Source organism: Klebsiella scottii (genome assembly GCF_036561945.1).
Taxonomy (GTDB): Bacteria; Pseudomonadota; Gammaproteobacteria; order Enterobacterales; family Enterobacteriaceae; genus Klebsiella; species Klebsiella scottii.
In genome coordinates this window covers 283222-308721 of record NZ_JARXNI010000019.1, presented here as the reverse complement: position 1 = coordinate 308721, position 25500 = coordinate 283222, and the positions used below count along the sequence as shown (strand labels likewise).

The 25500-nt window shown below is 55.2% G+C and carries 23 protein-coding genes, 1 tRNA gene and 1 pseudogene; 13 read left to right on the top strand and 12 right to left on the bottom strand.

Annotated features, from left to right (window positions below; genetic code table 11):
• Positions 1-100 precede the first annotated feature (100 nt).
• The 4 genes from mutY (at position 101) to QFI97_RS05215 (ending at position 4091) form a co-directional block, all read left to right on the top strand.
• Positions 101-1159 carry an A/G-specific adenine glycosylase gene (gene mutY, locus QFI97_RS05230; RefSeq protein ID WP_331834863.1) on the top strand — a complete coding sequence of 353 codons (1059 nt, stop codon included), beginning with the start codon at positions 101-103 and terminating at the stop codon, positions 1157-1159.
• Positions 1160-1187: 28 nt separating this feature from the next.
• Complete coding sequence (locus QFI97_RS05225; protein WP_095099376.1) at positions 1188-1463, top strand: oxidative damage protection protein; 276 nt, start codon at positions 1188-1190, stop codon at positions 1461-1463.
• 48 nt (positions 1464-1511) lie between these two features.
• A complete protein-coding gene (gene mltC, locus QFI97_RS05220; protein ID WP_095099379.1) occupies positions 1512-2594 on the top strand; it encodes a membrane-bound lytic murein transglycosylase MltC in 1083 nt (360 codons plus the stop codon).
• A 243-nt stretch (positions 2595-2837) separates the two neighbouring features.
• Positions 2838-4091: a nucleoside permease gene (locus QFI97_RS05215; protein WP_095099383.1), complete on the top strand. Its 1254-nt coding sequence runs from the start codon at positions 2838-2840 to the stop codon at positions 4089-4091.
• Between the two features lie 71 nt (positions 4092-4162).
• Here QFI97_RS05215 and QFI97_RS05210 read toward each other — a convergent pair whose 3' ends face one another.
• Positions 4163-6301, bottom strand: a complete 2139-nt coding sequence (locus QFI97_RS05210) for an ornithine decarboxylase (protein ID WP_346430666.1) — start codon at positions 6299-6301, stop codon at positions 4163-4165.
• A gap of 431 nt (positions 6302-6732) precedes the next feature.
• On the opposite strand from QFI97_RS05210, the gene QFI97_RS05205 reads away from it, so the two are divergent.
• Positions 6733-7446 carry a DUF554 domain-containing protein gene (locus QFI97_RS05205; protein WP_095099387.1) on the top strand — a complete coding sequence of 238 codons (714 nt, stop codon included), beginning with the start codon at positions 6733-6735 and terminating at the stop codon, positions 7444-7446.
• A gap of 105 nt (positions 7447-7551) precedes the next feature.
• Positions 7552-7627, top strand: a tRNA-Phe gene (locus tag QFI97_RS05200).
• 912 nt (positions 7628-8539) lie between these two features.
• On the opposite strand, the gene QFI97_RS05190 is transcribed toward QFI97_RS05200, so the two are convergent.
• The 4 genes and pseudogenes from QFI97_RS05190 to QFI97_RS05175 all read right to left on the bottom strand — a co-directional run bounded on the left by QFI97_RS05190 (position 8540) and on the right by QFI97_RS05175 (position 11639).
• The gene (locus QFI97_RS05190) at positions 8540-9235 is read right to left on the bottom strand and encodes a CPBP family intramembrane glutamic endopeptidase (RefSeq protein WP_095099389.1); all 696 of its coding nucleotides are present in this window, start codon (positions 9233-9235) and stop codon (positions 8540-8542) included.
• A 196-nt stretch (positions 9236-9431) separates the two neighbouring features.
• A pseudogene (locus QFI97_RS05185) lies at positions 9432-10137 on the bottom strand (ATP-binding cassette domain-containing protein); the annotation flags it as partial.
• A 304-nt stretch (positions 10138-10441) separates the two neighbouring features.
• Positions 10442-11215 (bottom strand): DUF3750 domain-containing protein, encoded by a 774-nt coding sequence (locus tag QFI97_RS05180; RefSeq protein WP_095099391.1) that lies wholly within the window; start codon positions 11213-11215, stop codon positions 10442-10444.
• Positions 11216-11369: 154 nt separating this feature from the next.
• The gene (locus tag QFI97_RS05175; protein ID WP_331834867.1) at positions 11370-11639 is read right to left on the bottom strand and encodes a hypothetical protein; all 270 of its coding nucleotides are present in this window, start codon (positions 11637-11639) and stop codon (positions 11370-11372) included.
• A gap of 166 nt (positions 11640-11805) precedes the next feature.
• Here QFI97_RS05175 and QFI97_RS05170 point away from each other — a divergent pair, with 166 nt between their 5' ends.
• On the top strand, positions 11806-12531 hold the full coding sequence (locus QFI97_RS05170) for a response regulator transcription factor (RefSeq protein ID WP_346430665.1): 726 nt from the start codon (positions 11806-11808) through the stop codon (positions 12529-12531).
• Positions 12532-12642: 111 nt separating this feature from the next.
• Here QFI97_RS05170 and msrA read toward each other — a convergent pair whose 3' ends face one another.
• The 6 genes from msrA to QFI97_RS05140 form a co-directional block, all read right to left on the bottom strand.
• Complete coding sequence (gene msrA, locus QFI97_RS05165; protein ID WP_346430664.1) at positions 12643-13347, bottom strand: peptide-methionine (S)-S-oxide reductase MsrA; 705 nt, start codon at positions 13345-13347, stop codon at positions 12643-12645.
• 17 nt (positions 13348-13364) lie between these two features.
• Entirely contained in the window at positions 13365-15137 is a 1773-nt protein-coding gene (locus tag QFI97_RS05160; RefSeq protein ID WP_346430663.1) for a cytochrome c biogenesis protein DipZ, read from the bottom strand.
• Positions 15138-15167: 30 nt separating this feature from the next.
• Positions 15168-15686: a peptide-methionine (R)-S-oxide reductase MsrB gene (gene msrB, locus QFI97_RS05155; RefSeq protein ID WP_346430662.1), complete on the bottom strand. Its 519-nt coding sequence runs from the start codon at positions 15684-15686 to the stop codon at positions 15168-15170.
• Positions 15687-15961: 275 nt separating this feature from the next.
• Entirely contained in the window at positions 15962-16261 is a 300-nt protein-coding gene (locus QFI97_RS05150) for a hypothetical protein (RefSeq protein ID WP_346430661.1), read from the bottom strand.
• Between the two features lie 381 nt (positions 16262-16642).
• Positions 16643-17134, bottom strand: a complete 492-nt coding sequence (locus QFI97_RS05145) for a YqeJ family protein (protein WP_095099407.1) — start codon at positions 17132-17134, stop codon at positions 16643-16645.
• Position 17135: 1 nt separating this feature from the next.
• Complete coding sequence (locus QFI97_RS05140; RefSeq protein WP_095099408.1) at positions 17136-17933, bottom strand: winged helix-turn-helix domain-containing protein; 798 nt, start codon at positions 17931-17933, stop codon at positions 17136-17138.
• 725 nt (positions 17934-18658) lie between these two features.
• Between QFI97_RS05140 and QFI97_RS05135 the strand changes: the two genes are divergently transcribed.
• From QFI97_RS05135 to QFI97_RS05110, 6 genes are read left to right on the top strand one after another with little or no spacing between them, the layout of a single operon-like run.
• Positions 18659-19261: a helix-turn-helix transcriptional regulator gene (locus tag QFI97_RS05135; RefSeq protein WP_346430660.1), complete on the top strand. Its 603-nt coding sequence runs from the start codon at positions 18659-18661 to the stop codon at positions 19259-19261.
• Positions 19262-19314: 53 nt separating this feature from the next.
• On the top strand, positions 19315-19899 hold the full coding sequence (locus tag QFI97_RS05130; RefSeq protein WP_095099410.1) for a fimbrial protein: 585 nt from the start codon (positions 19315-19317) through the stop codon (positions 19897-19899).
• Positions 19900-19952: 53 nt separating this feature from the next.
• Positions 19953-20633: a fimbrial biogenesis chaperone gene (locus QFI97_RS05125; RefSeq protein WP_346430659.1), complete on the top strand. Its 681-nt coding sequence runs from the start codon at positions 19953-19955 to the stop codon at positions 20631-20633.
• A gap of 20 nt (positions 20634-20653) precedes the next feature.
• Positions 20654-23182 carry a fimbria/pilus outer membrane usher protein gene (locus QFI97_RS05120; RefSeq protein ID WP_346430658.1) on the top strand — a complete coding sequence of 843 codons (2529 nt, stop codon included), beginning with the start codon at positions 20654-20656 and terminating at the stop codon, positions 23180-23182.
• Positions 23173-23691 (top strand): fimbrial protein, encoded by a 519-nt coding sequence (locus tag QFI97_RS05115; RefSeq protein ID WP_095099418.1) that lies wholly within the window; start codon positions 23173-23175, stop codon positions 23689-23691. Before QFI97_RS05120 ends, QFI97_RS05115 begins: the two co-directional genes overlap by 10 nt.
• Positions 23691-24701 carry a fimbrial protein gene (locus QFI97_RS05110; RefSeq protein ID WP_346430657.1) on the top strand — a complete coding sequence of 337 codons (1011 nt, stop codon included), beginning with the start codon at positions 23691-23693 and terminating at the stop codon, positions 24699-24701. The genes QFI97_RS05115 and QFI97_RS05110 overlap by 1 nt, the downstream gene beginning before the upstream one ends.
• Positions 24702-24721: 20 nt before the next feature.
• Here QFI97_RS05110 and QFI97_RS05105 read toward each other — a convergent pair whose 3' ends face one another.
• Positions 24722-25495, bottom strand: a complete 774-nt coding sequence (locus QFI97_RS05105) for an amino acid ABC transporter substrate-binding protein (RefSeq protein WP_331834996.1) — start codon at positions 25493-25495, stop codon at positions 24722-24724.
• Positions 25496-25500 lie beyond the last annotated feature (5 nt).

The window sequence follows — 25500 nt, the reverse complement described above, 5'->3', positions numbered from 1 at the left end:
GGGCATTATCCAAAGTTACCCGACGGATGCAAGGGTTTACAGCCTCTCGCCCTTGTGCTGCAATCTGCCACCCTGTTATCGCAATTCCGGAGCTGCAGCTTTGACTTTTCTCGCCGCGCAATTTTCAACCCAGGTGCTGGAGTGGTACGACAAATACGGGCGTAAAACCCTGCCATGGCAAATCGGCAAAACGCCTTACAAAGTATGGCTCTCCGAGGTGATGTTGCAACAAACGCAGGTGGCAACGGTTATCCCTTATTTTGAACGCTTTATGGCGCGTTTCCCAACGGTTATCGATCTGGCGAATGCCCCGCTGGATGAAGTCCTGCATCTGTGGACCGGCCTCGGCTACTACGCCCGGGCGCGCAATTTACATAAGGCGGCGCAGCAGGTGGCAAACCAGCACGGCGGCGAATTCCCGCAGACCTTTGATGAAGTGGCCGCGCTGCCCGGCGTCGGGCGCTCGACGGCGGGCGCCATTTTATCGCTCTCTCTGGGCAAGCATTATCCGATTCTCGACGGCAACGTAAAGCGCGTGCTGGCCCGCTGCTATGCGGTAAGCGGCTGGCCGGGAAAAAAAGAGGTCGAGAAGCGGCTTTGGGGGATTAGCGAAGAGGTCACGCCGGCCAAAGGGGTCGAGCGTTTTAACCAGGCGATGATGGATCTCGGGGCGATCGTCTGCACCCGTTCGAAGCCCAAATGCGCGCTTTGCCCGCTGAATAACGGCTGCGAGGCGTACGCCAATAATTCATGGACTCAATATCCAGGCAAGAAACCGAAGCAGACTATTCCGGAACGCACCGGCTATTTTCTGCTGATGCAGCACGGCGACGAGGTGTTTCTCGCCCAGCGTCCGCCGGTGGGATTATGGGGCGGATTATTCTGTTTTCCGCAGTTTGAAGATGAAGAGACGCTGCGCGAGTGGCTGGTACAGCGGCAGATTAAGGCCGATAATCTGACGCAGTTGACCGCGTTTCGCCACACTTTCAGCCATTTCCACCTGGATATTGTACCGATGTGGCTTACAGTGCACTCATCCGGCGCATGCATGGATGAAGGCGGCGCACTCTGGTATAACTTAGCGCAGCCGCCGTCGGTCGGTCTGGCGGCTCCCGTGGAACGCCTGTTGCAACAGCTGAAGGCCGGGGCGCTGGTATAGCGTTCTGGCGAATTAAAGAGGATGAATCATGAGCAGAACTATTTTTTGTACTTTCCTGCAGCGCGAAGCGGATGGCCAGGATTTCCAGCTGTACCCGGGCGATCTCGGCAAACGCATCTATAACGAGATCTCCAAAGAGGCCTGGGCCCAGTGGCAGCACAAGCAGACCATGCTGATCAATGAGCAGAAGCTCAACATGATGAACGTGGAGCACCGCAAGCTGCTGGAGCAGGAGATGATCCAGTTCCTGTTTGAAGGGAAAGATGTGCATATCGAAGGCTATACGCCGCAGGAAAAACGGTAAGGGCCGACGGCTCTTGCCCCCACCAACACAACGCACGCTCCCGGAATGATGAAAAAATATTTAGCGCTAGCGCTCATTGCGCCTTTGCTCGTTTCGTGTTCCAGCTCGAATAAAAAGGGCGCCGGGTATGACGAAGCGTGGGTAAAGGACACTAACGGCTTCGATATCCTGATGGGACAGTTTGCCCATAACGTCGAAAATATTTGGGGGTATAACGAAGTCCTGCTCGCCGGGCCGAAAGACTACGTTAAATATACCGACGGGTACCAGACCCGCAGCCACATCAACTTTGATGAGGGCACCATCACCGTCGAGACCCTCGCCGGAACCGATCCCACCGGGCGTCTTCGTCAGACGATCATTAAAACGCTGCTGATGGGGGACGATCCGGGCTCCATTGACCTCTATTCCGATACCGACGATATCCAGATTTCGAAAGAGCCGTTCCTGTACGGCCAGGTGGTGGACAATCACGGCGATCCGATTCGCTGGGAGTGGCGCGCCTCGCGTTACGCCGACTATCTGCTGCAGACGCGGCTGAAAAGCCGCAGCAACGGCCTGCGAATCATTTACAGCATCACCATCAACCTGGTGCCGAACCACCTCGATAAGCGTGCGCATAAATATATCGGCATGGTGCGCCAGTCGGCGCGGAAGTACGGCATTGATGAGTCGCTGATCCTGGCGATAATGCAGACCGAGTCCTCTTTTAACCCTTACGCCGTCAGCCATGCCGACGCGCTCGGCCTGATGCAGGTCGTCCAGCACAGCGCCGGGAAAGACGTTTTCCGTTCCCAGGGAAAATCGGGCCTGCCGAGCCGCAGCTTCCTGTTCGATCCGGCCAGTAATATCGATACCGGCACCGCGTACCTGGCGATGTTGAACAACGTCTATCTTGCCGGTATCGACAACCCCACCTCGCGGCGCTACGCCGTCATCACCGCCTATAACGGCGGCGCGGGAAGCGTACTGCGGGTCTTCTCCAGCGATAAGGTTCAGGCTGCCAACATCATTAACAGCATGACGCCGGGCGATGTCTACTCGACGCTCACCACCCGCCACCCCTCCGGGGAATCCCGCCGCTACCTGTATAAAGTCAACACGGCGCAGAAATCCTACCGCCGCAAATAGGGTCTTTATCCTTTACCCGGCTCTCGTTACGCGCACGAGAGCCGGGTCGTTCGGCGCCCTTTTCGCTACGCGCCATACGAAAACGTTATTTGCATCACAATCTAATCTGCAAATTAATATGGATTGCATTTATTTGCGGAAGGTAACAAAACATGATGCCGCTTGCTGATAGAATTTCATCAAATCGTAGTCCTGAATGTAACCATAACAACAGCTCCCCCGCTTACTCGTGAGGAAAATAACATGAACCTTAAGCTGCAGCTTAAAATATTGTCGTTTCTGCAGTTCTGCCTTTGGGGTAGTTGGCTGACTACGCTGGGCTCCTATATGTTTGTGACGCTTAAGTTTGACGGAGCGTCTATCGGTGCCGTGTACAGCTCGCTGGGTATTGCCGCCGTGTTCATGCCTACGCTGCTGGGTATCGTGGCGGATAAGTGGATCAGCGCGAAATGGGTGTATGCGCTATGCCATCTGGTCGGGGCGGGAACGCTGTTTATGGCGGCCCAGGTCACCACGCCGGGTGAGATGTTCCTGGTTATTCTCCTCAACTCGCTGGCCTATATGCCAACGCTGGGGCTGATTAACACCATCTCCTACTATCGTCTGAAATCCGCCGGCATGGATATCGTCGCCGATTTCCCGCCTATCCGTATCTGGGGAACCATCGGTTTTATCATCGCGATGTGGGCCGTGAGCTTCGCCGGCTTCGAGCTGAGCCATATGCAGCTTTATATCGGTGCAACGCTCTCCGTCGTGCTGGCGCTGTTCACCCTGACGCTGCCGCATATTCCGGTCTCTAACCAGCAGAAAAACCAGAGCTGGAGCACCATGCTGGGCCTGGACGCATTTGCCCTGTTCAAAAACAAGCGGATGGCGATCTTCTTTATCTTCTCCATGCTGTTAGGCGCTGAACTGCAGATCACCAACATGTTCGGTAATACCTTCCTGCACAGCTTCGACAATAACCCGCTGTTCTCGGGCAGCTTTATCGTCGAGCATGCGTCGGTAATGATGTCGATTTCCCAGATCTCCGAAACCCTGTTTATCCTGACCATTCCGTTCTTCCTGAGCCGCTACGGCATTAAGAACGTCATGCTGATCAGTATCGTGGCGTGGATGCTGCGCTTCGGCCTGTTCGCCTACGGCGACCCAACGCCGTTCGGCACCGTGCTGCTGGTTCTGTCGATGATTGTCTACGGCTGCGCCTTCGACTTCTTCAACATCTCTGGTTCGGTGTTTGTCGAGAAAGAGGTAAGACCGGAAATTCGCGCCAGCGCCCAGGGGATGTTCCTGATGATGACCAACGGCTTTGGCTGCATTCTCGGCGGCGTGGTGAGCGGGAAAGTGGTAGAGATGTATACCACCGACGGCATCACCAACTGGCAGCCGGTGTGGCTGATCTTCGCCGGATACTCGCTGGTTCTGGCCTTCGCCTTCGTCGCGCTGTTTAAGTACAAACACGTCAGACAGCCTGCCGCAGTCCAGCAGAGCGCCTGATAACAGCCCGGCGGCGCTACGCCTGCCGGGCAACAACACGCCACGCCCCGAGCTCGCGCCGGGGCGTTTTTTTATGCCTTCAGCACGTTGCCGTACAGCCGCTTGATGCCGTCAGGATCCGTTTCGCTGTAGACGCCCTGCAGCTCCGGCGAGAAGCCGGGCAGCATATTGACGCCCTCCTCCAGCGCGAGGAAGTAGCGCAGCACCGCCCCGCCCCACACCTCGCCCGGCACCACGCACAGCACGCCCGGCGGATACGGCAGCGCCCCCTCCGCCGCAATGCGACCTTCGGCCTCGCTCAGGCGCACGAGGTCGACGTTACCGCGAATAAATTCGCGGTTCGCATCCTGCGGATTCATCACCACGCGCGGGAAGCTCCGCTTGCGGAACATCTCTTTTTGCAGATCCTTAACCGCAAAACTGACGTACAGATTGTGCATCTCCTGGCATAGCTCGCGGATAGTGTAATCACGATAGCGCACCGGATATTTGTTATAGATGGTCGGCAGCACGTCAGCCAGCGGGGTATCGGCTTCGATATGCTGTTCAAACTGCGCCAGCATCGCCACCAGCTGCACCATTTTTTCAGCGCTCTCGGCCGGCGTCAGCAGGAACAGAATCGAGTTCAGATCGCACTTCTCAGGCACAATGCCGTTTTCGCGCAGGTAGTGCGCCAGAATCGTCGCCGGGATCCCGAAGTCGGTATATTCGCCGCTTTGCGCGTCGATGCCCGGCGTGGTCAGCAGCAGCTTGCAGGGATCAACGAAGTACTGATCGCCCGCATAGCCCTCAAAGCCGTGCCAGTTGGCGCCCGGCTCAAAGCTGAAGAAGCGCCGCTCGCGGGCGATGGCTTCGGTCGGATGATCCTGCCACGGACGCCCGGCCACCGTCGGCGGAACAAAGGGCTGAATCATTTTGCAGCTGGAGAGGATCGCCTTACGCGCTTCGATACCCAGCGCCACGCACTCTGCCCACAGCCGGCGGCCGCTTTCGCCTTCATGAATTTTGGCATTCACGTCGAGCGCCGCAAACAGCGGGTAAAACGGGCTGGTTGACGCGTGCAGCATAAAGGCGTTATTCAACCGCTTGTGCGGGCAGAATCGCGCCTGGCCGCGCAGGTGGTTATCCTTTTTGTGGATCTGCGACGTTTGCGAGAAACCGGCCTGCTGTTTATGCACCGACTGGGTGACGAAAATGCCCGGATCTTCAGGAGTCAGATCGAGCAGCAGCGGCGAACAGTCGGCCATCATCGGAATAAACTGCTCATAGCCGACCCACGCGGAATCAAACAGGATGTAGTCGCACAGGCTGCCAATTTTATCCACCACCTGACGGGCGTTGTAGACGGTGCCATCGTAGGTGCCAAGCTGAATCACCGCCAGACGGAACGGCCGCGGCGCATCGGCCTTTTCCGGCGCCACTTCGCGAATAAGGTTGCGCAGGTAGCCTTCATCAAAGCAGCGATCATCGATGCCGCCGATAAAGCCAAACGGGTTGCGCGAGGCCTCCAGATAGACCGGCGTGGCCCCGGCCTGAATCAGCGCGCCGTGGTGGTTGGATTTGTGGTTATTACGGTCAAACAGCACCAGGTCGCCGCGGGTGAGCAGCGCGTTGCTGACCACCTTATTCGCCGCCGAAGTGCCGTTAAGGACGAAATAGGTCTTGTCGGCGTTGAACACCTTCGCCGCAAACTTCTGCGCGTGCTTGGCGGAGCCTTCGTGAATCAGCAGATCGCCCAACTTGACGTCGGCATTGCACATATCGGCCCGGAAGATGTTCTCGCCAAAGAAGTCAAAGAACTGACGGCCCGCGGGGTGTTTTTTAAAAAATGCCCCGTGCTGATGTCCCGGACAGGCAAAGGTGCTGTTGTCCATCTCGACGTATTGAGTCAGAGTATTAAAGAACGGCGGCAGCAGGTTGTCTTCATAGCGGCAGGCCGCCGCCTCCAGCTCCAGCCAATCCTGCTCTTTGCCGGTCATCACCGCCGCGACGCCGTCCGGCTTTGCCATTTCGGTCTCGCTAAGCAGATAGACCGGCAGGTTAAACCCGCTACGCTTAAGTAGAGAGAGGATGCCGCTGCGGCTGTCCGCTGCGGTAATGACGACTGCCGCCACATCGGTAAAATCAGTATTGTCCAGCGCGACCACGCGACGGTGGGTGGACAGATGGGGGACCAGCTCGCAGCTGGCGGCAATGTGCATTGATTTCATTAGCGCGAATACCCGTTTCCGGAGAGTAAAAGGCCTCAGACAGGGCGTTCATGCCTTGTCCAACGAAATGTCAGGGTCCGACTGGATTCCAGCTCCGACCGCCCGACATCAGTAAAAGCAGACCGGGTCCGCTTTTACTGTTGTCCTGCAGTGAGCATACGCTGCCTTCACCGCATGCGGGGAAGAGGATCGAGACTAAGAGTAGCAAGATGAGGCGGCTTACGCATCTGCGCGCGGCGGCAATGCGTTGGCGATGTGGTCATCCCGGCGGCCTCATAGTTGAAGAGAAGAAAATTCGCGCAATAATGTCACCTTTGCCATACCCAGGCAAGATGAATTACATATGCAGTCACATCACTGTTCCACGAGCCTTTACGCCGTGGCAGGTTCATAATAATGCATTTATTAGGGATAATTAACGGGAGCACGCTGTGGTTACAGGACCTTTTATTAACGCCTGCGCGGTGCTGTCAGGCGGCATCATTGGCGCACTGTTAAGCCAGAGATTGCCGGAGCGCATCCGCACATCGATGACCTCTATTTTTGGTCTCGCCTCTTTGGGCATTGGTATTTTATTAGTGGTTAAATGCGCCAACCTGCCGGTGATGGTGCTCGCCACCCTGTTGGGCGCCCTGCTTGGCGAAGTGTGTAATATGGAGAAAGGGACCAACGCGCTGGTCGGCAAGCTCCAGCAGATATTTTCGCCGAAGGGCAAGCGGCGGGTTGCCGCCCATGACTCTTTTGTTCAGAGCTACGTCGCGATTATCGTGCTGTTCTGCGCCAGCGGAACCGGGATCTTCGGCGCGATGCGCGAAGGCATGACCGGCGACGCCAGCATTCTTATTGCCAAAGCGTTCCTCGACTTTTTCACCGCCACCATTTTTGCCTGTTCTCTTGGCATTGCCGTCGCGGCGATAAGCGTTCCGATGCTGGTTATCCAGCTCACGCTGGCGGCCTGCGCTGCGTTAATTATGCCCTTGACGACCCCGATGATGATGGCCGATTTCAGCGCCGTTGGCGGAATGCTGCTGCTGGCGACCGGGCTGCGCATCTGCGGTATCAAAATGTTTGCGGTGGTTAATATGCTGCCGGCGCTGGTGCTGGCAATGCCGCTATCGGCAGCCTGGAGCCTCTTTTTCGCCTGAAGCTGCGTGCTTTTAATGCAATGTGGTGATAGATTGTCCATCCTGCGTTGATTTGATGAAATTTCGTTGACGCAGCGAGGCGAATCGGTTTTAATGCGCCCCGTTGCCCGGATAGCTCAGTCGGTAGAGCAGGGGATTGAAAATCCCCGTGTCCTTGGTTCGATTCCGAGTCCGGGCACCACTATTCAGAGAACCCAGCCTATGGCTGGGTTTTTGCATTTCTACGGCCGGACTCTCCATCGAACTACGTTCGATTATTCGCCGCCAGCGGCTCACCCCTTCGGGGCCGGCGCGACAGGCGCGCCGTTCAACGCCTTCGGCGTTAGTCCGAGCCGGGCACCACTATTCAGAGAACCCAGCCTATGGCTGGGTTTTTGCATTTCTGCAGCCGGACTCTCCATCGAACTACGTTCGATTATTCGCCGCCAGCGGCTCACCCCTGCGGGGCCGGCGCGGCAGGCGCGCCGTTCAACGCCTCCGGCGTTAGTCCGAGTCCGGGCACCACTATTCAGAGAACCCAGCCTATGGCTGGGTTTTTGCATTTCTGCGGCCGAATTCTCCATCGAACTACGTTCGATTATTCGCCGCCAGCGGCTCACCCCTGCGGGGCCGGCGCGACAGGCGCGCCGTTCAACGCCTCCGGCGTTAGTCCGAGCCGGGCACCACTATTCAGAGAACCCAGCCGATGGCTGGGTTTTTGCATTTCTGCGGCCGGACTCTCCATCGAACTACGTTCGATTATTCGCCGCCAGCGGCTCACCCCTGCGGGGCCGGCGCGGCAGGCGCGCCGTTCAACGCCTCCGGCGTTAGTCCGAGCCGGGCACCACTATTTAAAGAACCCGCCCAAAAGGCGGCTTTTTGCATTTCTGCGGCCGGACGGGGCTGCTTCCGGATATTTCTCGTCAGGCGTACTATACACCTGTGTTATAGCTACATACCCGTCACTGAAGATTGCTTCAATGTAAGCGGCCTGCCATCCGCTGTCGAGCGTCATCAGCGGAATGCTGAGTGTGTCACCGCCGGTAGTCCGAGTACCGGGAACTGAGTTGCATTTAATATCTCAGGCATAACGAAAATCCTTTACACCAAATAATTAACTTTGAGGGGCTAAAAGTATGTAAGCCGCATACTGTGTACCGGTAACTACTGCATTCATCAGCATATGAAGAATCACTGGCATCAAAAGCCCCCGGCTCTTCACCCGCGCCGCCGTGAGGGTTAAAGAAACCAAAAACAACATGATAAACGTCCTTATTTCCGTATACTGCAAGTGGACGGCCGAAAATATCAAGGACACGATGATAGCGGCACCATAAATATTTCCCCGAAACCAGAATTTAAGTATGTTAAACAGGCATCCACGGAAGACGATTTCTTCATAGACAGGCGCAATGAAAATTAGCAGAATGGCATTAATCCAAAAAATGTATCCTCCGAGAGTCGCCTGGGATTCGGACCACTTTTCAGCTTTATTTATCCCGAAAAGATAAGGGAAAAGATACTGAACAAGCAGAATAATAAGAAACAGTATCATAAACGTTTTAAGCCGAAAACTACCGACCCCCATGCCTTCTCTTTTACGGAAAAAGATATAATAGAGAGGAATAATGAACATAAATTCCAGAGTAATGAGTAACGGAATCAGAAGCCCTCGCGCCATAAGTTCTGCACCGTTTCTTAAAAATAAGGGGATAAAGGTTATCCCGAAAAACAGTATGAACATAGCAAAACATCCGGATACGGATTTGTTTCTTTCAATATATTCACAGCTGTATTTTTTGTCTTCCATTTCATCATTCCTGATATAAGTCAATAACTTAAGCCTCTACCCGAAATTTACCATCGCGTAAGGCCTCGGACTCGTCAGGTAGTAGTGTGTTACATTTCCTCTTCATTTGACCAGATTTATTTAGTATCGAATGATTCAGGTAAGTAAGTACAGGCTGGATACCTGCCTTTGACGAAGAAATATTAATAGCATTGCTTTAGTCGTGTCCTGCAGACGCATTCAATAAAACTACCCGCGCGGCCGATTTTACTGTTATTTCTCCGTGAGCGATAATTATCCGTGTTATATTAAGATGTTTTATCGCTTGATTAACATAATTTTCACTCTCAGTATTCAGCGCACTTATGGCCTCATCCATGCATAAAATACCGGGACAACGGTAAAGCGCTTGTGCAATAAAAACCCGCGGTTTCTGCCCGCCAGAAAATCTTGCTACCGGTTCGCTAATCAGCGCCTCATAACCCACGGGCATTTTTATGATAACTTCGTGAATAAAGCTGGATCTGGCGGCGCGCTCCACCATCCACGCCCCATCGATATTTTCAGCGAAACCGCAGATATTTTCTCGAACAGAGTCTGAAAACAGCCGGTCATCCTGCATCACACAGGCAATCATTCTGTGATAATTATTGACACCCAGCGACCTGATATCCGTACCGTCTGCCGGACTCGGGTACAAACAGCCCGCACAGTACCTTTACCAGGGTGATTTTCCCTGAACCTGAAGGCCCGATAATCGCCACAATTTCTCCTGGTTTTATACTGGTGTTCAGGTTGCTGAAAACGGGCGCAGACTGACCGTCATAACGAAAACTCAGGTTCCGGATCTCCAGTGCTACCGGATGTATATCGGCTTGCATAGCCGTATCAGGTTTCCGGGCTTCCCGCGCGTTCAGGGCGATAATTCAATACTTGCCTCTTTAGAGTGCAAATATTATCGAATTGAATATTCTAGCGATAAATCTGAGTAATATATTGGCGCTAGTTTAAGTCATAACATAACAATAAAAATGCCAATACCGCTCTTTCTTGCCGGCAAGAGGGGATATAAACAATGTTTGTTTAACTCCAGGTGCAGCCCGCAAGGCGACGTTCATCTGTTTACATCACCGCGTAGCGCAAGCGTTCAAGGAGGTCCCCGGGCCCCGTGGGGTCGTCCCCGTTCATCCGGCCGTCGAATCCATGCCAGCGCGGTGGACATTAGCGTTATTTAGCAGGGTCATTTCGCAAATTGTCATCGCCCAGGCCGCCAATAAACGGCAGACGTATACGTAACGGCGTGAAATCCAGCCCCACGTTCAGCCCCAGCAGGTTGAGTTCAAATCCCTCTTCAGCCCCCAGCGTAACACCGGCAATCCCCAGCACCGACACCTGTACCCCGCGTCCGGATGGCGGGAGGCCGATGGGATCCAGCAGCGAGCGAAAATCTTTCCCCACCGCGTTGGCGGGCATATCCAGTTTGAGTGCAGGCACCTCGCGCCCAATATGGGCAATAAAGGTGTTACTGTTGGGCCCTGGCCAGGCGTGGTAGGTATCCGGCCAGGGATAGGTGGCAATGGCCGCGACAATCTGCGGAATCATGGCTTCGGCCTCTTGCCCCCGGTGTTCCACCAGCAAACGGGGCTTCGCCCCGAACCAGTAGCCATCCGGAGGGTTGCGATTGCGGCGCACCTTTTCCCCGCCTCCCCAGCTAATCACTTCGTAACGGCTATATTCCGTCTCGCCGGCGCGTTTATAGATGATCCATGGATGTACCGCCACCACCCCTCTCCATCCCCAGGTCGGCGCAGCGTAGACCTGCACAATGGCCAGCCTGGCGTTTTGCTGAGGGTCGGGCGCCAGCCCCGCTGAGTCACGGCGGGCGGACCACCAGCCCTCCTGCGAGCGCTGCTCACGCTGATGCATCGCCTGGGCCAGGCTGGCGCCAAGAGAGAGCAGGATGATGCAAAGAAGACTCAGACAAACGATTTTTATGATCATGGCAGCCTGTATTCAGGGAGGAAACATCCATATGCGCGATTATTGTACTGATTGCGCTGCGCATCAAGACAGTTCGGCAGCGCCGAACTGCGACGTTTCCACAAAAAACGCTGGCGGCGTGCCTTTCACCGAAACGCCGCGCCAGCGCCTCCCGTTACATGGATTTTTTAACTTCGTCCTTTTTTTTCATCGCCATCCCGGCGCCAGGCTTTTTCTCCTTCTTCATCATGGTGCCAGGATGTTTATCAGCTTTCATCATCATGGTTGCGGAATGATCATCGGCCTTCATCATCGCGCCGGAGTTATGGTCTGCTTTCATCATGGTGGTCGATGACGTTTCGCTCGTCGTATCTGCCGCATAGCTCACCGTCACGGAGCCCATAGCACAGACGGCTGACAGTGCGAAAATAGCTAATTTTTTCATAATATTTTCCTCAGTTATTGTCGATACACCCGCGATACCATTACCGACTATCCGCCACATCTGTTCCCCAAAGCCTCACGCAAATTTAAATTAAATGTGATATTTCAACGGCAGCAGAGGGAGTTGTGTAAGCTGCAAGAGTAGACGGGAAAATGGGGGGTTAAATATGACAGGCGTAACCGCAAAAAAAATCCTGATCGTCGAAGATGACGCCGACATTGCCGACCTTCTCGCCCTTCACCTGCATGATGAGGGCTATGACGTTACCCATGCTAATGACGGTAATAAAGGCGTCGCCCTGCTGGAAAGCGGCGGCTGGGATGCGCTGATCCTCGATTTAATGCTCCCCGGTATCGACGGGCTGGAGATCTGCCGTCGCGCGCGTAATATGGCCCGCTATACGCCCATCATTATTATCAGCGCCCGCTCCAGCGAAATACACCGCGTGCTTGGCCTGGAGCTGGGGGCTGACGACTATCTGGCAAAACCGTTTTCCATGCTGGAGCTGGTCGCCCGCATCAAGGCCCTGTTTCGCCGTCAGGAAGCGATGATCAGCGCCATGAAAATGGATGCAGGAATGTTGCGTTTTGCCGGCCTGGTGATAGATCCCATCGCGCGTGAAGTACATCTGGATCGCAAACCGGTGGAACTCACGCCGCGTGAATTCGATCTGCTCTATTTTTTCGCTAAAAACCCCGGCAAAGTGTTCTCGCGCATGAGACTGCTCAATCAGGTCTGGGGCTATCAGCATGAAGGCTATGAGCATACGGTCAATACGCACATTAACCGCCTGCGGATCAAGATTGAACATAACCCGGCGGAACCGGAGCGCCTGCTAACCGTCTGGGGAATGGGATATAAATTTTCCCCCGCGGTCGAAAGCGCAACATAAGCAGCCGGTCGTAAAATATCTCTTCTCCCGATGTCGGCCGGCTGCTAGCCGGAAAAAATGCCGCCCCGTAGGGCAAACCGCGCCCCCTGACGGCGACGCGGTGGGGAATCATTAACCTTTCACCAGCACCGGTTCGCTATTCCACAGCGCCGGGAAGTTTTTTTTCAGCTGCTCAACTTTGGGTTTGTCATTGATCACAATGTACGGGTAATCGGGGTTGTCGTTGAGGAAGTTCTGATGATATTTCTCCGCCGGATAGAAGCTGGCGCGCTCCTCAACCGTAGTCACCAGCGGCGCGTTGAAACGGTGGCTGCCGTTAAGCTGGGCAATATAGGCCTTCGCTACGCTCTCCTGCGAATCATTCATCGGGAATATCGCTGAGCGATATTGCGTACCGTAGTCCGGCCCCTGCCGGTTCAGCTCCGTCGGGTTATGCGCGACCGAGAAGAAAACCTGTAACAGCTTGCCGTAGGTTACCTGCTGCGGATCAAAAGTGATCTGTACCGACTCGGCATGACCGGTCATACCGGTGCTCACGCTATCGTAATACGCGGTGCGGGCTTTGCCGCCGGCATAACCGGAAGTCACATTAGTGACGCCCTTGACGTGCTGGAAAACGCCCTGCACGCCCCAGAAACAGCCGCCGGCAAGGACGGCGGTTTCCAGACGCGTCGAACCAGGAGCCTCATCCTGCAGCGGCGCGGGAATAATTACCGCGGGTTCAGCTTCAGACCAGGCGACGCTCTGGAATACCAGCGCGCTAACCACCAGAGCCGAAGCGCCTACGGCACGGATACAACGGGTCATTTTTTTCATCTTCGTAGCCACCTGTATTAACCAAATGTGAAAGCGTATGCGTCTACATCCGGATCTTTAAACTCAATGCTGAAGGTGTGTTCCCCCACCCCATCAGACCCGCGAACTAACTGATACAAACGCTGTTCCGTCACCGTGCCGCTACCGTCGGCGGCCACGTCGGCGCCGTGCATCCTGCCCGGAGCCTGGCCATCGACCAACACCTTAAAGCGAACGGGTTTCCCGTCCTTACCCGGCCCCAGAACCAGATGCAGGTCGCGAGCATGGAACTGATAGGCAATCTTGCCGGTGCCGCCGTTCAGCGTGATATGCTCGTCGCCGATGGTCCAGCGCCCTTCCAGCCCCCATGAATCGAGGGGCAGCGCCGCAATATGGTAATCAGCGGGCTGGTCTTCGCTGACCTTATCGGAGGCAAAGTTTGCTCCGCGCGAATAGCCGAGGTAGGTTTCCGGTGAAATATTGCTTTGACCGCTGGCAGCCTGTTCAACGCCCGTAGCTGAAACCGTACTGACGCTGTTATCGACATTTTTCGCCCCCGCCTGACGCAGCAGCTCCTGAATCACATGTTCGGAGCGGTCATAATCGCCTTCGCCGAAATGTTCGTAACGGATATGCCCGCTGGCATCGATAAAGTAGTGCGCTGGCCAGTACTGGTTATGAAAGGCGCGCCAGATGCGGTAGTCGTTATCGATCGCAACCGGATAAGTGACCCCCAGCTTTTTCGCTTCTTTCGCAACGTTGCGAATATCTCTTTCAAAGGCGAATTCCGGCGCGTGCACGCCAATCACTACCAGCCCCCGATCGCGGTACTTCTCCGCCCAGGCTTTAACGTAAGGCAGTGAACGCAGGCAGTTGATACAAGAGTAGGTCCAGAAGTCCACCAGCACGACTTTGCCGCGCAGCGCTTCCGGGGTCAGCGGCGGCGAGTTCAGCCACTGCACGGCGCCGGTCAGCGGCGGCGCCAATCCTCCATCGCTCAGCAAAGATGACATACCGTTATCAGCCGTACTGGCCGCGGCCACGGCGCTGGCGGGGGTTGCCGCAGGCGCCGAGGCATATTTTCCGCTGCCCGGAGAGAGTTTTTGTATCAAGGATTGTTCAATACCGCCGGTTGATGCCGTCGAAATCCGCGCCAGGACGCCGGTGTCCAGTCCGAAACCGATCGCCGCCACGCCCATCAGCATACCGACGCCGAGCGCGCGGCGGATCCACTCCCCAACCCCCAGCGAGCGCTTCATAGTGGCGAAGACTTTACCGCCAATCAGCAGCGCCAGCGCCAGCGAGGTCGCCGCGCCGGCGGCATAAGCCAGCAGCAGCAAGGTGGAGTTGATATTCGCGCCCTGCAGCGCCGCACCGGTCAGTACCAGCCCGAGGATCGGCCCGGCACACGGCGCCCATAGCAAACCGGTGGCAATACCCAGCAAAAACGAGCTGCCCGCGCCGGAGGATTTACCGACGGTAATCCGGTTTGACAGGGAATTCCCGGCAGAGACCAGCGGATGCATGATCCGATCCGCCAGGCGGGGGAACAGCAGCGTTATCCCAAATAGCGCCATCAACACCAGCGCGGCGTCACGACCATACTGGTTGGCCGCCACCACCCAGCCTCCGCCCACGGCAGCCAGCGTGGCAAACAGCGTAAAGGTTATCGCCATTCCCGCCAGCAGCGGCAGACCGGTGCGCATAAACGACCGATCCGAACGGGCAAAAACAAACGGCAGCACGGGTAAAATACAGGGGCTGGCGATGGTCAACAGGCCCCCAAGATAAGCAAGAAAAATAACCAGCATAATCAGCGTCCTTATTGTGGACTGTGGGGGCTATATTTTTTCCGGTCTAAACAGCATCGCATAGCCATTCATGCAATAGCGTAGTCCGGTCGGCGCCGGGCCGTCGCTAAACAGGTGGCCCAGATGCCCCCCGCAGCGGCGGCAATGAATTTCGTCGCGCACCATGCCAAATGAGCTATCGCGGCTCTCTGCCACCGCGTCATCCAGCGGTTGCCAGAAGCTGGGCCAGCCGGTGCGGCTGTCAAATTTAGCGGCGGAGGAGAAAAGCGGCAGCTGGCAGCCCGCGCAGACGAAGGTGCCGCGCCAGTGTTCATCGTTCAGCGGGCTGGAATAAGGTCTCTCGGTCCCCGCCTCCCGCAGGATGTAATACTGCTGAGGCGTCAGGAGCTTCTGCCACTCCTGCGGGCTATGGGTTATGGCAAACTTTGCCCCCGCCGGGGCAGCAGTCGCTTTGCCATCAGCGGCAAACAAAGAGGGGAAGCGCCCTACCGCCAGTACGCCGGCCGCGATCGCGCTGCCTCCCAGCAGAAAATTTCGTCGGTTTAACATCATCGCCCCGCGTTTTGTGGAAGAGGAATGATGTCAACTTACAGAGGAAGTTCTTATCAAATCCTCCCGAAACGTTCACAAATTTGTGATAACTTTCGCCGGGCAGGGAGAGGTGGGAGCGCTACAATTTATATTTCTTTAAAAACAGAAGATTAGAGAATATTAAAAATGATACTTCCGCGTAAATTTGGCTGATGGCCGCAGAGGCCGAAACCGGCGGAGCTTCGATCCGAATGCTGCAGGAAATGTCGCCCTTCAGGGGGAAGGGTGTCGACTCATGGCATATCAGCAAGACTGGCAGTTTGTTTTTGCCGGTTATACAGACAGAGAGATTTCATCGTTTGCGATTTGCCATTATCCATTCTTTTACCGGAAATAATGAGGGCCGAGTAACCGACATCATCACTAAAATCTATGCGCTGTCCTGTCACCTTTTTATGCAGCAGGTCGCTCTTTGCCAGGCAGGAGCGTTGGATAGTTTTATCAAATTCTTTCCACGCGGCCCCTGAGGAGGCAAATGCGCCAGCTGGCAGCAGTAATACAGGAACCAGTGCGATTAGTTGTAATAGTTTCATACAGATATCTCCAATATAAGGGGAGTAAGTACCGGTGGCGTAAAGAACGTGCCAACAATATAACTCATCTTTTATTTTCAACAGCCGCTGCGGTCGGATTATTTCGGCGTTCTGTTTTCAGGCGCTTTAATACCTCAGAGCGCTGAATGACTGCCGTCGCTATCTGCATCAGACTTGCCGGCACGCGGCCAGACGTCCGTCACGCCCCCGTGGTTTCATTGAGAACGGCCGCGCCGTGGCGCAGCGTCTCACCAGACCGCTCCGCGTTGGCCCGGCTACAGGCGACAGTTGGCGATGAGTGATGAGAGAGAGCGTCTCGCAATGAGTGCGCGGACAGGCGCGCAGGAGCGGTAAACAGAAAACCCAGCCCGTGGTTGGCTTTTACATTTTCGCAGCCGGACGCGTGGCGCTACTGCACATATAGGTCGGCAGCGTTCCCAAAAGAAAGAGATAGCTACCATTTTTCTGTTCATTAATACGCATATAGATATTTTTTCCCGGGTAGACGAAAAACAGCGGCTCATATTTTTCCAGCCAGCTATCCGGCACGTTATCGTCCGGGAATTTAATATTGTGTTCTGATACCAGGTACCAGACACGGCCTTTGCGCGTCACCAAAAACGATATTTTACGGTTAATAACTCTGTTCGGCTCCCCCTGCACGTGACCGTTAATGCTGAGCGTCCCGCTCTTCCCGTCTACGGTGTAATTCATCCACAGAATGAGGGTCGTATCCGGATGATGCTGGACAAAACTCACCCGACAGGAGAACGGCGCGACATAATAGCGACACCACAAAAAATAACTCGCCAGCACGGCGCCGAGCAGCAGGCAAAAGCAGGACAGGTAAAGCACCTGACGATGATGGGCCATGCTAACGATCCTCAATAAAATAGTCCGAAATGCAGCGGTTTGGCTCCTTCATCGACCGATCGCACCGAATAACGGAGGCTCGAGGCAGCAGAGCATACCTGCCGATATACACCCATGGATAATTCACGCAGCCATCTTTAAATTGCCCGGCGTAGGTCAGCGCCCTGGCCCGCTCATCCTGCGTCTGGATGCTATTGGTCAGATAAACCCGGCACTCTCCCACCGTACCCGCAAAGTAATAACCATCGATAAAAAGAGTTTCCCGGGAAAAACTATGATTAATCATTCCTGCGCCTGTGAATAACAAAACTAAAAATAACGCTTTCGTCCACCACCGCAGGCGTTTAGGTGAATAAGCCGCTATTACAGGCTGCACTGTAGGTTCAGCCTGCGGAACGCTCTCCGCATCCGAAAGCGCAGTATCATATACTTCATCATCTGACGTTTGCCGCGGAACCTCTTTAATCGTTATCGTAGTTTCGCTGGATAATGTTAATCCAATACGCGGGATCGTGACGATCGGATCGCTATTGAAGCCAATTTTTTTCAATCCCTTGCGTAGAACAGAAATATTCTGGTAATAGGTATTGGGTGAAACCAGCATCCCTCGCCTTTGCCAGACGATATCCATGCACTCCTGTTGCGTGACAATGGCGCCGGCTCGCTCTATTAATAATAATAAACAGCGCCCTGCGGGCGAATTGAGTACCACCACGCGATCCGGGTTGCTGAGATCGCGCAGCGTGCCGTCCACAGGATGAAACTCAACTATTTCATTGATAATATAATGCTTGTGCATACAATCGGTGAAAAATCTCCGGTTAAAGCATGTCGGTAGTACCCAGGTCTTATCACCATATGGATGAGAAGAGATTAATCCTTCTCCTCTCTGGGGGTAATATGGCCGATAAATTCGTTGCTGTATATCACAGCAACTGGCGAAACATCTTATTTTCCTGTCATTGCTCTGCAGGTTAACTGAAGTACAATAAACGCTAACCCCATTCCTCACCCCGTTCCCGAGCGCCGCCTGACGGGCGTCAACGCCCTTCTCTTATCTTTTCTTAAGTAGATCTTATCTTCACTCAACCGACGGGAGAGCGCTTTCCTGCGGCCCGATTCCCGTGCCCTGACCATTCGCTTCGCCGCTATATCTCCCGTAGAAAACCTCCATCAAGCAACTGATACAAAAGGAAAAATAAAAATATGAACTTCGCTTAACGCGCGGTTTAGGCATTGAGAAAAAACGATAATAAGGAGTACGAAAAACCTGTCGGCGCGGGGAACTGAGGCCCGTTCGTCCACGATTAAGCCAATATAGTTCGGCGAACGGGTTCATCGGACGGCCTCACGCTTTGCAATTAATATAAATTAAGATTAATTGAGATTACGTAGTCATCTCCCGGGGTATAGTAGTTCCACAGAGTGAAGGGCTTAATTGCTTTAAAAATACAGGAATACAGGTTGATACCTGTCATACGCATACGGGCTGACCTCATTATTATTATAAATCGAGGGAATAACATGGCGAGTAAGCTTGAACTACAGCATCATTTAAATATTGCGTTAATCGGTGGCGATCGCTTTGCACGCTGTGGCATTACCGCCTTATTGCAAGGAATGTATTCTGGTATTCAAATCACAACATCGACGAATGATTACCAGCACCTTGACGATCTTTTAGCAATGACCAAAATTGACGTTATTTTTATTTCAGGTATAGAAAAACACCATACCGGAATGGATTGTCTGGCGTACATCAAAACGATTAAAGCCAGTTACCCGGAGGTACTTATATATATGTATTCCGCAGCAGTGAATTCATTGTTGTGGGTACACGGTGATATTGATGCCTATATTTCATTACAGGATCCGCTTTATCGCTGGCGAACCTGTTTATTAAAAGTGGCGGAAAGCCGCTATCAACCGAAAAAGAAATCAATGGCGCTTTCGCTAACGCCAGGGGAATGGAGGATATTGAAGAAACTGAGAAATGGGTTGGATATACGTTATATAGCAGAAATAGAGAAGCTTTCATACCGCCGTGTCAGCGCGTTAAAAAGCTCAGCAATAAGAAAACTCGGGCTCAGGAATAAAACAGATTTACTGGTGTTTTTAACCAGCTAAATCTGCAGCCTTCAGAGCCAGTCTCGTAATAACAAAACTATGGAATCAGAAAAATGAAAGCTTACTTAAATAGCAAAACTCTGCTGGCGCTGGGCATTGCGGCCCTGCTGCCTGCGGGCTCCTCGCTGGCTGCCACCACCAGCGGCGGCACCGTAAATTTCAGCGGCAGCGTCGTGACCTCAGCCTGCGCCATCAGCGCCAACAGTGGCAACATTGACGTCGATCTGGGTGAAGTTCGTACCGCCACGCTGGCCGCGGCGGGCAGTGAAGCCAACACGGCAAAAGCGTTCGCCATCACCCTTGAAGATTGTGAAATCGCCGATACCTCCGCCGGCACCGAGGAAAACCCAATCCCGGCGACTACGGTTTCCGTAACCTTCACCGGCATCCCGGATAGCACCGATGCTGACGGCCTGGCCGTCGGCTCAAACGGCAGCAGCAGCTCGGCGCAAAACGTCGCTATTCGCCTGTATGACGAACAGGGCAACGTCGTGAGGCTTGGCGAGTCCGCCGCGCCCGTCGAGCTGCGTAGCGGCTCGAACACCCTGAACTTCAGCGCCAAATACTACTCTCCGCAGGGCAACGCCACGGCTGGCGATGCCAGCGCTGTAGCCACCTACACCGTAACCTATTCGTAATCCTCTGGCCCGGGCGGGTCGCCGGGCCAGGCTCAACTTTCAGGAGAGACGCTATGCGCTCATTAACATGGATTTGTCTGCTCGGCTCGCTGTGCTCATCCGCAGCCTGTGCCGGCGGCGTGGGCCTGGGCGCAACGCGAATGGTCTACCTCGGCAGCGCGAACCAGTCGATGCTGCAGGTCAGAAATACGCATCCCGACGCCTCATTCCTCATCCAGTCATGGGTTGAAAATGAGCAAGATCGGCGCTCCAACGATTTCGTCATTACGCCGCCTCTGTATGTCTTAAAACCGGCAACCGAGAGCGTGGTGAAAATTATGTTTAGCGGTAAATCTCTGCCGCAGGACCGGGAAACGCTGTACTGGATTACGGTCAAAGCCATTCCGCAGCAATCCAAAAGCGCCTCCAGCAATTCTCTGCAGTTTGCCTCAGCAAACCGCATAAAAGTTTTTTACCGCCCGGAAGGGCTGCAAAGCGGCGCCAGCGAGGGGTGGAAAAAAATAACCGGCGACTACCGCGCGGGCAAAATTACGCTCAATAACCCAACGCCTTATTACCTCACCACCATCAATTTAAAAGTCGATGGTAAGCCGGTGCAGCCGGCGATGGTCCCACCAAAAGCAAGCGTCACGCTGGCGGGCTCATTCAGTCAGGCAAGCGCTTTTAGCTATCAGACCATCAATGATTACGGCGCATGGACGCCCACCGTCAGCCTGTCGTTGAACCGGAAATAAAATAAAAAAGGTGCGATCGCGTGAAAGCAAAAATCGTCTGTGCCCTGATGATCTGCCATGCCATTCGGTATGTCTCTGCCGCAGAGAACGATTTGCAATTTAATCCTGCGTTCCTCAACGGTGAAAGTGGAAATATTGTCGACCTCTCATGGGTCAATGCGGGGAGCGCCTTACCGCCGGGCGAATACAACATTAACGTATATATCAATAAAAATTACGCCTTCACCGGAAACGTGGCATTCAGCGTTGATAAAAATACAGCGCAGGACGACGCCCAGCCCTGCGTCACGGCGCAGCAGATTGCCGCCCTGGGCATTGATAGCCGCCAGGCCGCAGAAGAGCGGCTGCCGCTGACCCGGCAATGCTATTTTTTAAATCACGCGTTCCCCGGCGCCAGCTTTGACTTCGACCAGAAGACGCTGACGCTCAATCTCAGCCTGCCGCAGAGCTATATGCGTAATCTTCCGCGTGGATACGTCAGCCCTGAGAGCTGGGAGTCCGGGATCCCTGCTGCGTGGCTGAACTATGTCGTTAACGGCGCCAACAATGAGTACCGGGGCAATAAGCGCACCCGCACCCGGCAGCTGTTCGTTAGCCTGAACAGCGGTGTGAACCTGGGCGCGTGGCGGCTGCGCGACTACACGACGTGGACCAAAGATGCGAATACGCTTACCCACGTACAAACCTGGCTGCAGCGGGATATACCCGCCCTACGGGCGCAGGCGTACGCTGGGGAAACCTACACTTCCGCTCAGGTCTTTGACTCCGTAGGCCTACGCGGTATCGCCTTGAAAACCGACGATAACATGCTGCCGGCCAGCCTGAACGGCTATGCGCCGGAGGTTCGCGGCATCGCCCGCAGCAGCGCGACCGTTACCGTCCAGCAGAACGGCAACACCATTTATCAGACCAGCGTCCCCTCCGGGGAGTTTATGCTGAAAGATCTCTACCCCACATCGTCCGGCGGAGATTTACTGGTGACGATTCAGGAGAGCGACGGCAGCAAAACGCAATATACCGTTCCGTTTGCCAGCGTGCCGAACCTCGTGCGCAGCGGGCAGATAAAATATGCCTTCGGCGCCGGGAAACTTCGCGCCGTCGGCAATCAGAACACACCGACGTTTGCCCAGGGAGAGCTGTTTTTCGGCTGGGAATACGGCCTCACCTTTTACGGCGGCGCCCAGCTTGCAGAGCGCTACAGCGGGCTCGCGCTGGGCATTGGACAAAATCTCGGGCGCTTTGGCGCGTATTCCGTCGATGTGACCCACGCGCGCAGCATACTGGCCGACGATCGGCCCTACACCGGGGATTCCGTGCGCCTGCGCTACAGCAAGCTGCTGAACAATTTCGGCACGCGCTTTAACTTCTACTCGCTGCGCTACTCAACGCAGGGGTTCTACACCCTCAGCGATACCGCCTATAAGGGGATGACGGGCGGTATGACGAAGCAGGTCACGGAGGCAGACGGCACCGTCACCACCAGCTATGAGAACGTGTATAACCTGCATATGTCGCGCAAAGCGAAAAATCAGCTGCTGCTGTCGCAGCCAATGGGCAGGTTTGGCTCGCTTTCTCTGTCATGGGATCGGCAAACCTACTGGCGCACCGCCAGCAAAACGCAAAGCATGCAGTTTGCGTGGAACGCTATGGTTCGCAACGTCTCGGTTGGCGTGAGCTTTCAGCGCAGCACCAGCCTGTTCGATAACCATAAAGATAACGTTGTGGCGATGTCGCTTTCCGTGCCGTTCGGCAACCCGCAGCTGGCCACCAGGGCGCGTTTTACCACCACCCATGCGGACTCAACGGGAGCCACCAGCAGCGCCGGCGTAAGCGGCTACGTTCCCGGGCAGGAGAGCCTGTTCTATAACGTTAATCAGCGCTACGGCGCGCAGCTGCGGTACGGCGGCGATGCCGCGTTGCAGTACGAAGGCCAGCGCGGCGATTACAGCCTGGGCTACAGCTACTCCAGCGATTCCCGCAGCCTCAGCTACGGCATGAGCGGCGGCGCGGTGCTGCATGAAGATGGCCTGACGCTCAGCCAGCCGCTGGGGAATACTAACATCCTGATCAAAGCGCCGGGGGCCGGTAGCGTGGCGGTGCTTAATCATAAAGGAGTCAAAACCGATAGCCGCGGCTATGCCGTCATTCCTTACGCCACGCCGTATCGCATCAACCAGGTCGCGCTGGATGTCACTACCGCCGGAAACAACGTTGAGCTGGAGAACGCCATCGTGAGCAAAACGCCGACCGATGGCGCGCTGGTGCGCGCAACCATCGTCACCCGCCGGGGCGCGAAGGCCCTGTTCACGATCGGCTACCGCAACGAGGCGCTGCCGTTTGGCGCCATCGTATCGCTCGCCGATGAGCAGACCAGCGGCATCGTGGGGGATGGCGGCAGCCTTTATCTCGCCGGCCTGCCGGCTGAAGGCACGCTCAGCGCCGTTTGGGGACAAGACAGCGACAAAAGGTGCGTCGTTAAATATCGTCTGAACCCGGAGGATTACAGCGCCCGCACGGGCCTTTATACGCAGGAGGCGGTATGTCAGTAGCAGCCCGGATATCAGGCATAGCGCTGCTTATTGCCCTCGCCGCCCCGGCTTGCGGCTACGACGTGCTGGTCTCCGTAACCGGAAACCTGATCGGCAATACCTGCGTGGTTTCCGCCGATTCAGCAGAACAAACCGTCCCGCTGGGCACCATCGGCATGAAGCAGTTTCACTCGCCGGGAGCGGTAAGCAATATCAAACGGGCCTTCACGCTCACGCTGGAAGAGTGCGGCCCAACCTTTATCGGAGTGAAGATCCGCTTTAGCGGCACGCCGGATGACCTCAACCCACAGCTGATTAAGGTAGACGACGGCGGAGCGAGCGGCGTGGCGGTACAAATCCTCGATAAAGACGGGGTACCGATCCCGCTGGAAGCCCAAACGGCGGCCTACGGGGCGTCGGGAGACGAACGCGTGCAGATGACATTTTATGCCCGGCTGGCGGCCAACGGCGCCGCCGTCAGCGCCGGTGACGTTTCGGCCATCGCGACCTGGACTACGGAGTATCAATAATGCGTTTCTTACTGCTTGTCTGCTGGCTGTGCGTCAGCGCCAGGGTTTTGGCATTGGATTGGGTATCCGACATTACGCTCTCGCCCCAGCCGATGACCTACACCGGCCCCGCGGACTCCGTTATGCCGGGAAATATTATCGGCTCAGCGTGGAGCGCCACGGCCAGCGTGCAGCGGGTGTTCTGGTGCGGATACCTGTTCGTCTGTACCAAAGGAACTCTCGAACCCGGCAGCAGCGCCGTGTCTGCGGGGATCGCCGTCAACGTCGATGGCGTAAGCTATAGCGTTTTTGAAACCGGCATCCCCGGCATCGGCTATATCATCGGCCTGAAGGATTTTAACGGCACAACCTACGTGCCGCTACAAACCGGCGTGACCCAAAGCTACCCCGCCGATGGCACCAACGGCATGGCTTTCGATTTAGGTTGGTCGGCAAAATTAACGTACATTAAAACGGACAGCGCGCTGAAGTCAGGCGTATACCAGATCCCAGCCATCAACGCCGCAATCCTGACGGCTTATAATAACGAAACCAAAACGGCACAGGTGATCATCAACCCGACGACCATTACGGTGACGGCCAGCGGCTGTACGGTGAGCACCAAAAGCGCCAGCATCGATCTCGGCGCTCCGGATATTCATACGTTGCCCAACGTGGGCAGCACCTCGCTATCGGGCTCATTTAACGTCAGCCTGACCTGCGACGAACAGGTGGCGCTCTATGCGGTAATGACGGACCAGACCACGCCAGACAACACTTCCTCTGTCGTTACGCTGACCAACGATTCTACCGCCTCCGGCATCGGCGTACAGTTCTTCTATAACGGCAGCGGCCCGCTGATGATGGGGCCGGACAGCTCCGCAGCGGGTACCGTAAACCAGTTCTTTATCCAGACCACGGCGACGACCCAAATAGTGTCGCTACCGTTCCAGGCGCAGTACGTCCGCACCGGGGAGCTGGTGCCGGGCAGCGCAAACGCCCTCGCGAGCATTACGTTTTCCTACCAGTAACGAGCGCCGCCGCCGGCGTCTTATTTTGATACGTCTGCGGCGAAATACTCGTTGGAGATCCGCTGGTAGGTGCCATCGGATTTGATTCCCGCCAGCGCCGTATTGATAGCCTGACGCAGATCCGGATTCCCCTTGCGGATTAATACCGCCTCCCGCTCGGCATCGGCCCTTTCCGCCACAATTTTTACCGGGGCGTCGGGCTTATGCTTTTTGAAATCGAGGAACGAGAGGTTGCTGTTAATAGTCGCATCCGCGCGTCCCTGCGACACCAGCGCGATAGACTGATCGAAGCCATCGGTTCCCACCACTTCAGCGCCATTTTCGCGGGCAATTTGCGCATAGTTACTGGTCAAGGTATGCGCCGATTTCTTGCCTTTTAAATCAGCAAAGGTATGAATGTCGGTGTTTTTCTCATTCACGATCAGTACGGCTTTAGGGGAAATGTAGGGATCGGAGAAGTCATACTTCGCCTCCCTCTCGGGCGTAATGGATACCTGGTTTATCACCGCATCGTAGCGATTAGCATCCAGACCGGCCACCAGGCCATCCCACTTACCTTCAACGAACTCGGCCTTTACGCCAATCCGTTTGGCAATTTCACGCGCGATATCAACATCAAAACCCACCAGCTTTCCCGCCGTATTGTGGTAGGTAAACGGCGGGAAGGTCCCTTCGGTGCCGACTTTAAACACGCCCGCTGTTTTTATCTTTGCCAGGTCGTCCTGCGCAGCCGCCGCATGCGCCACGCCCAGTTGGATCGCGGTAGCCAGTAATGCCGTCATCAGTACTTTCATCATTA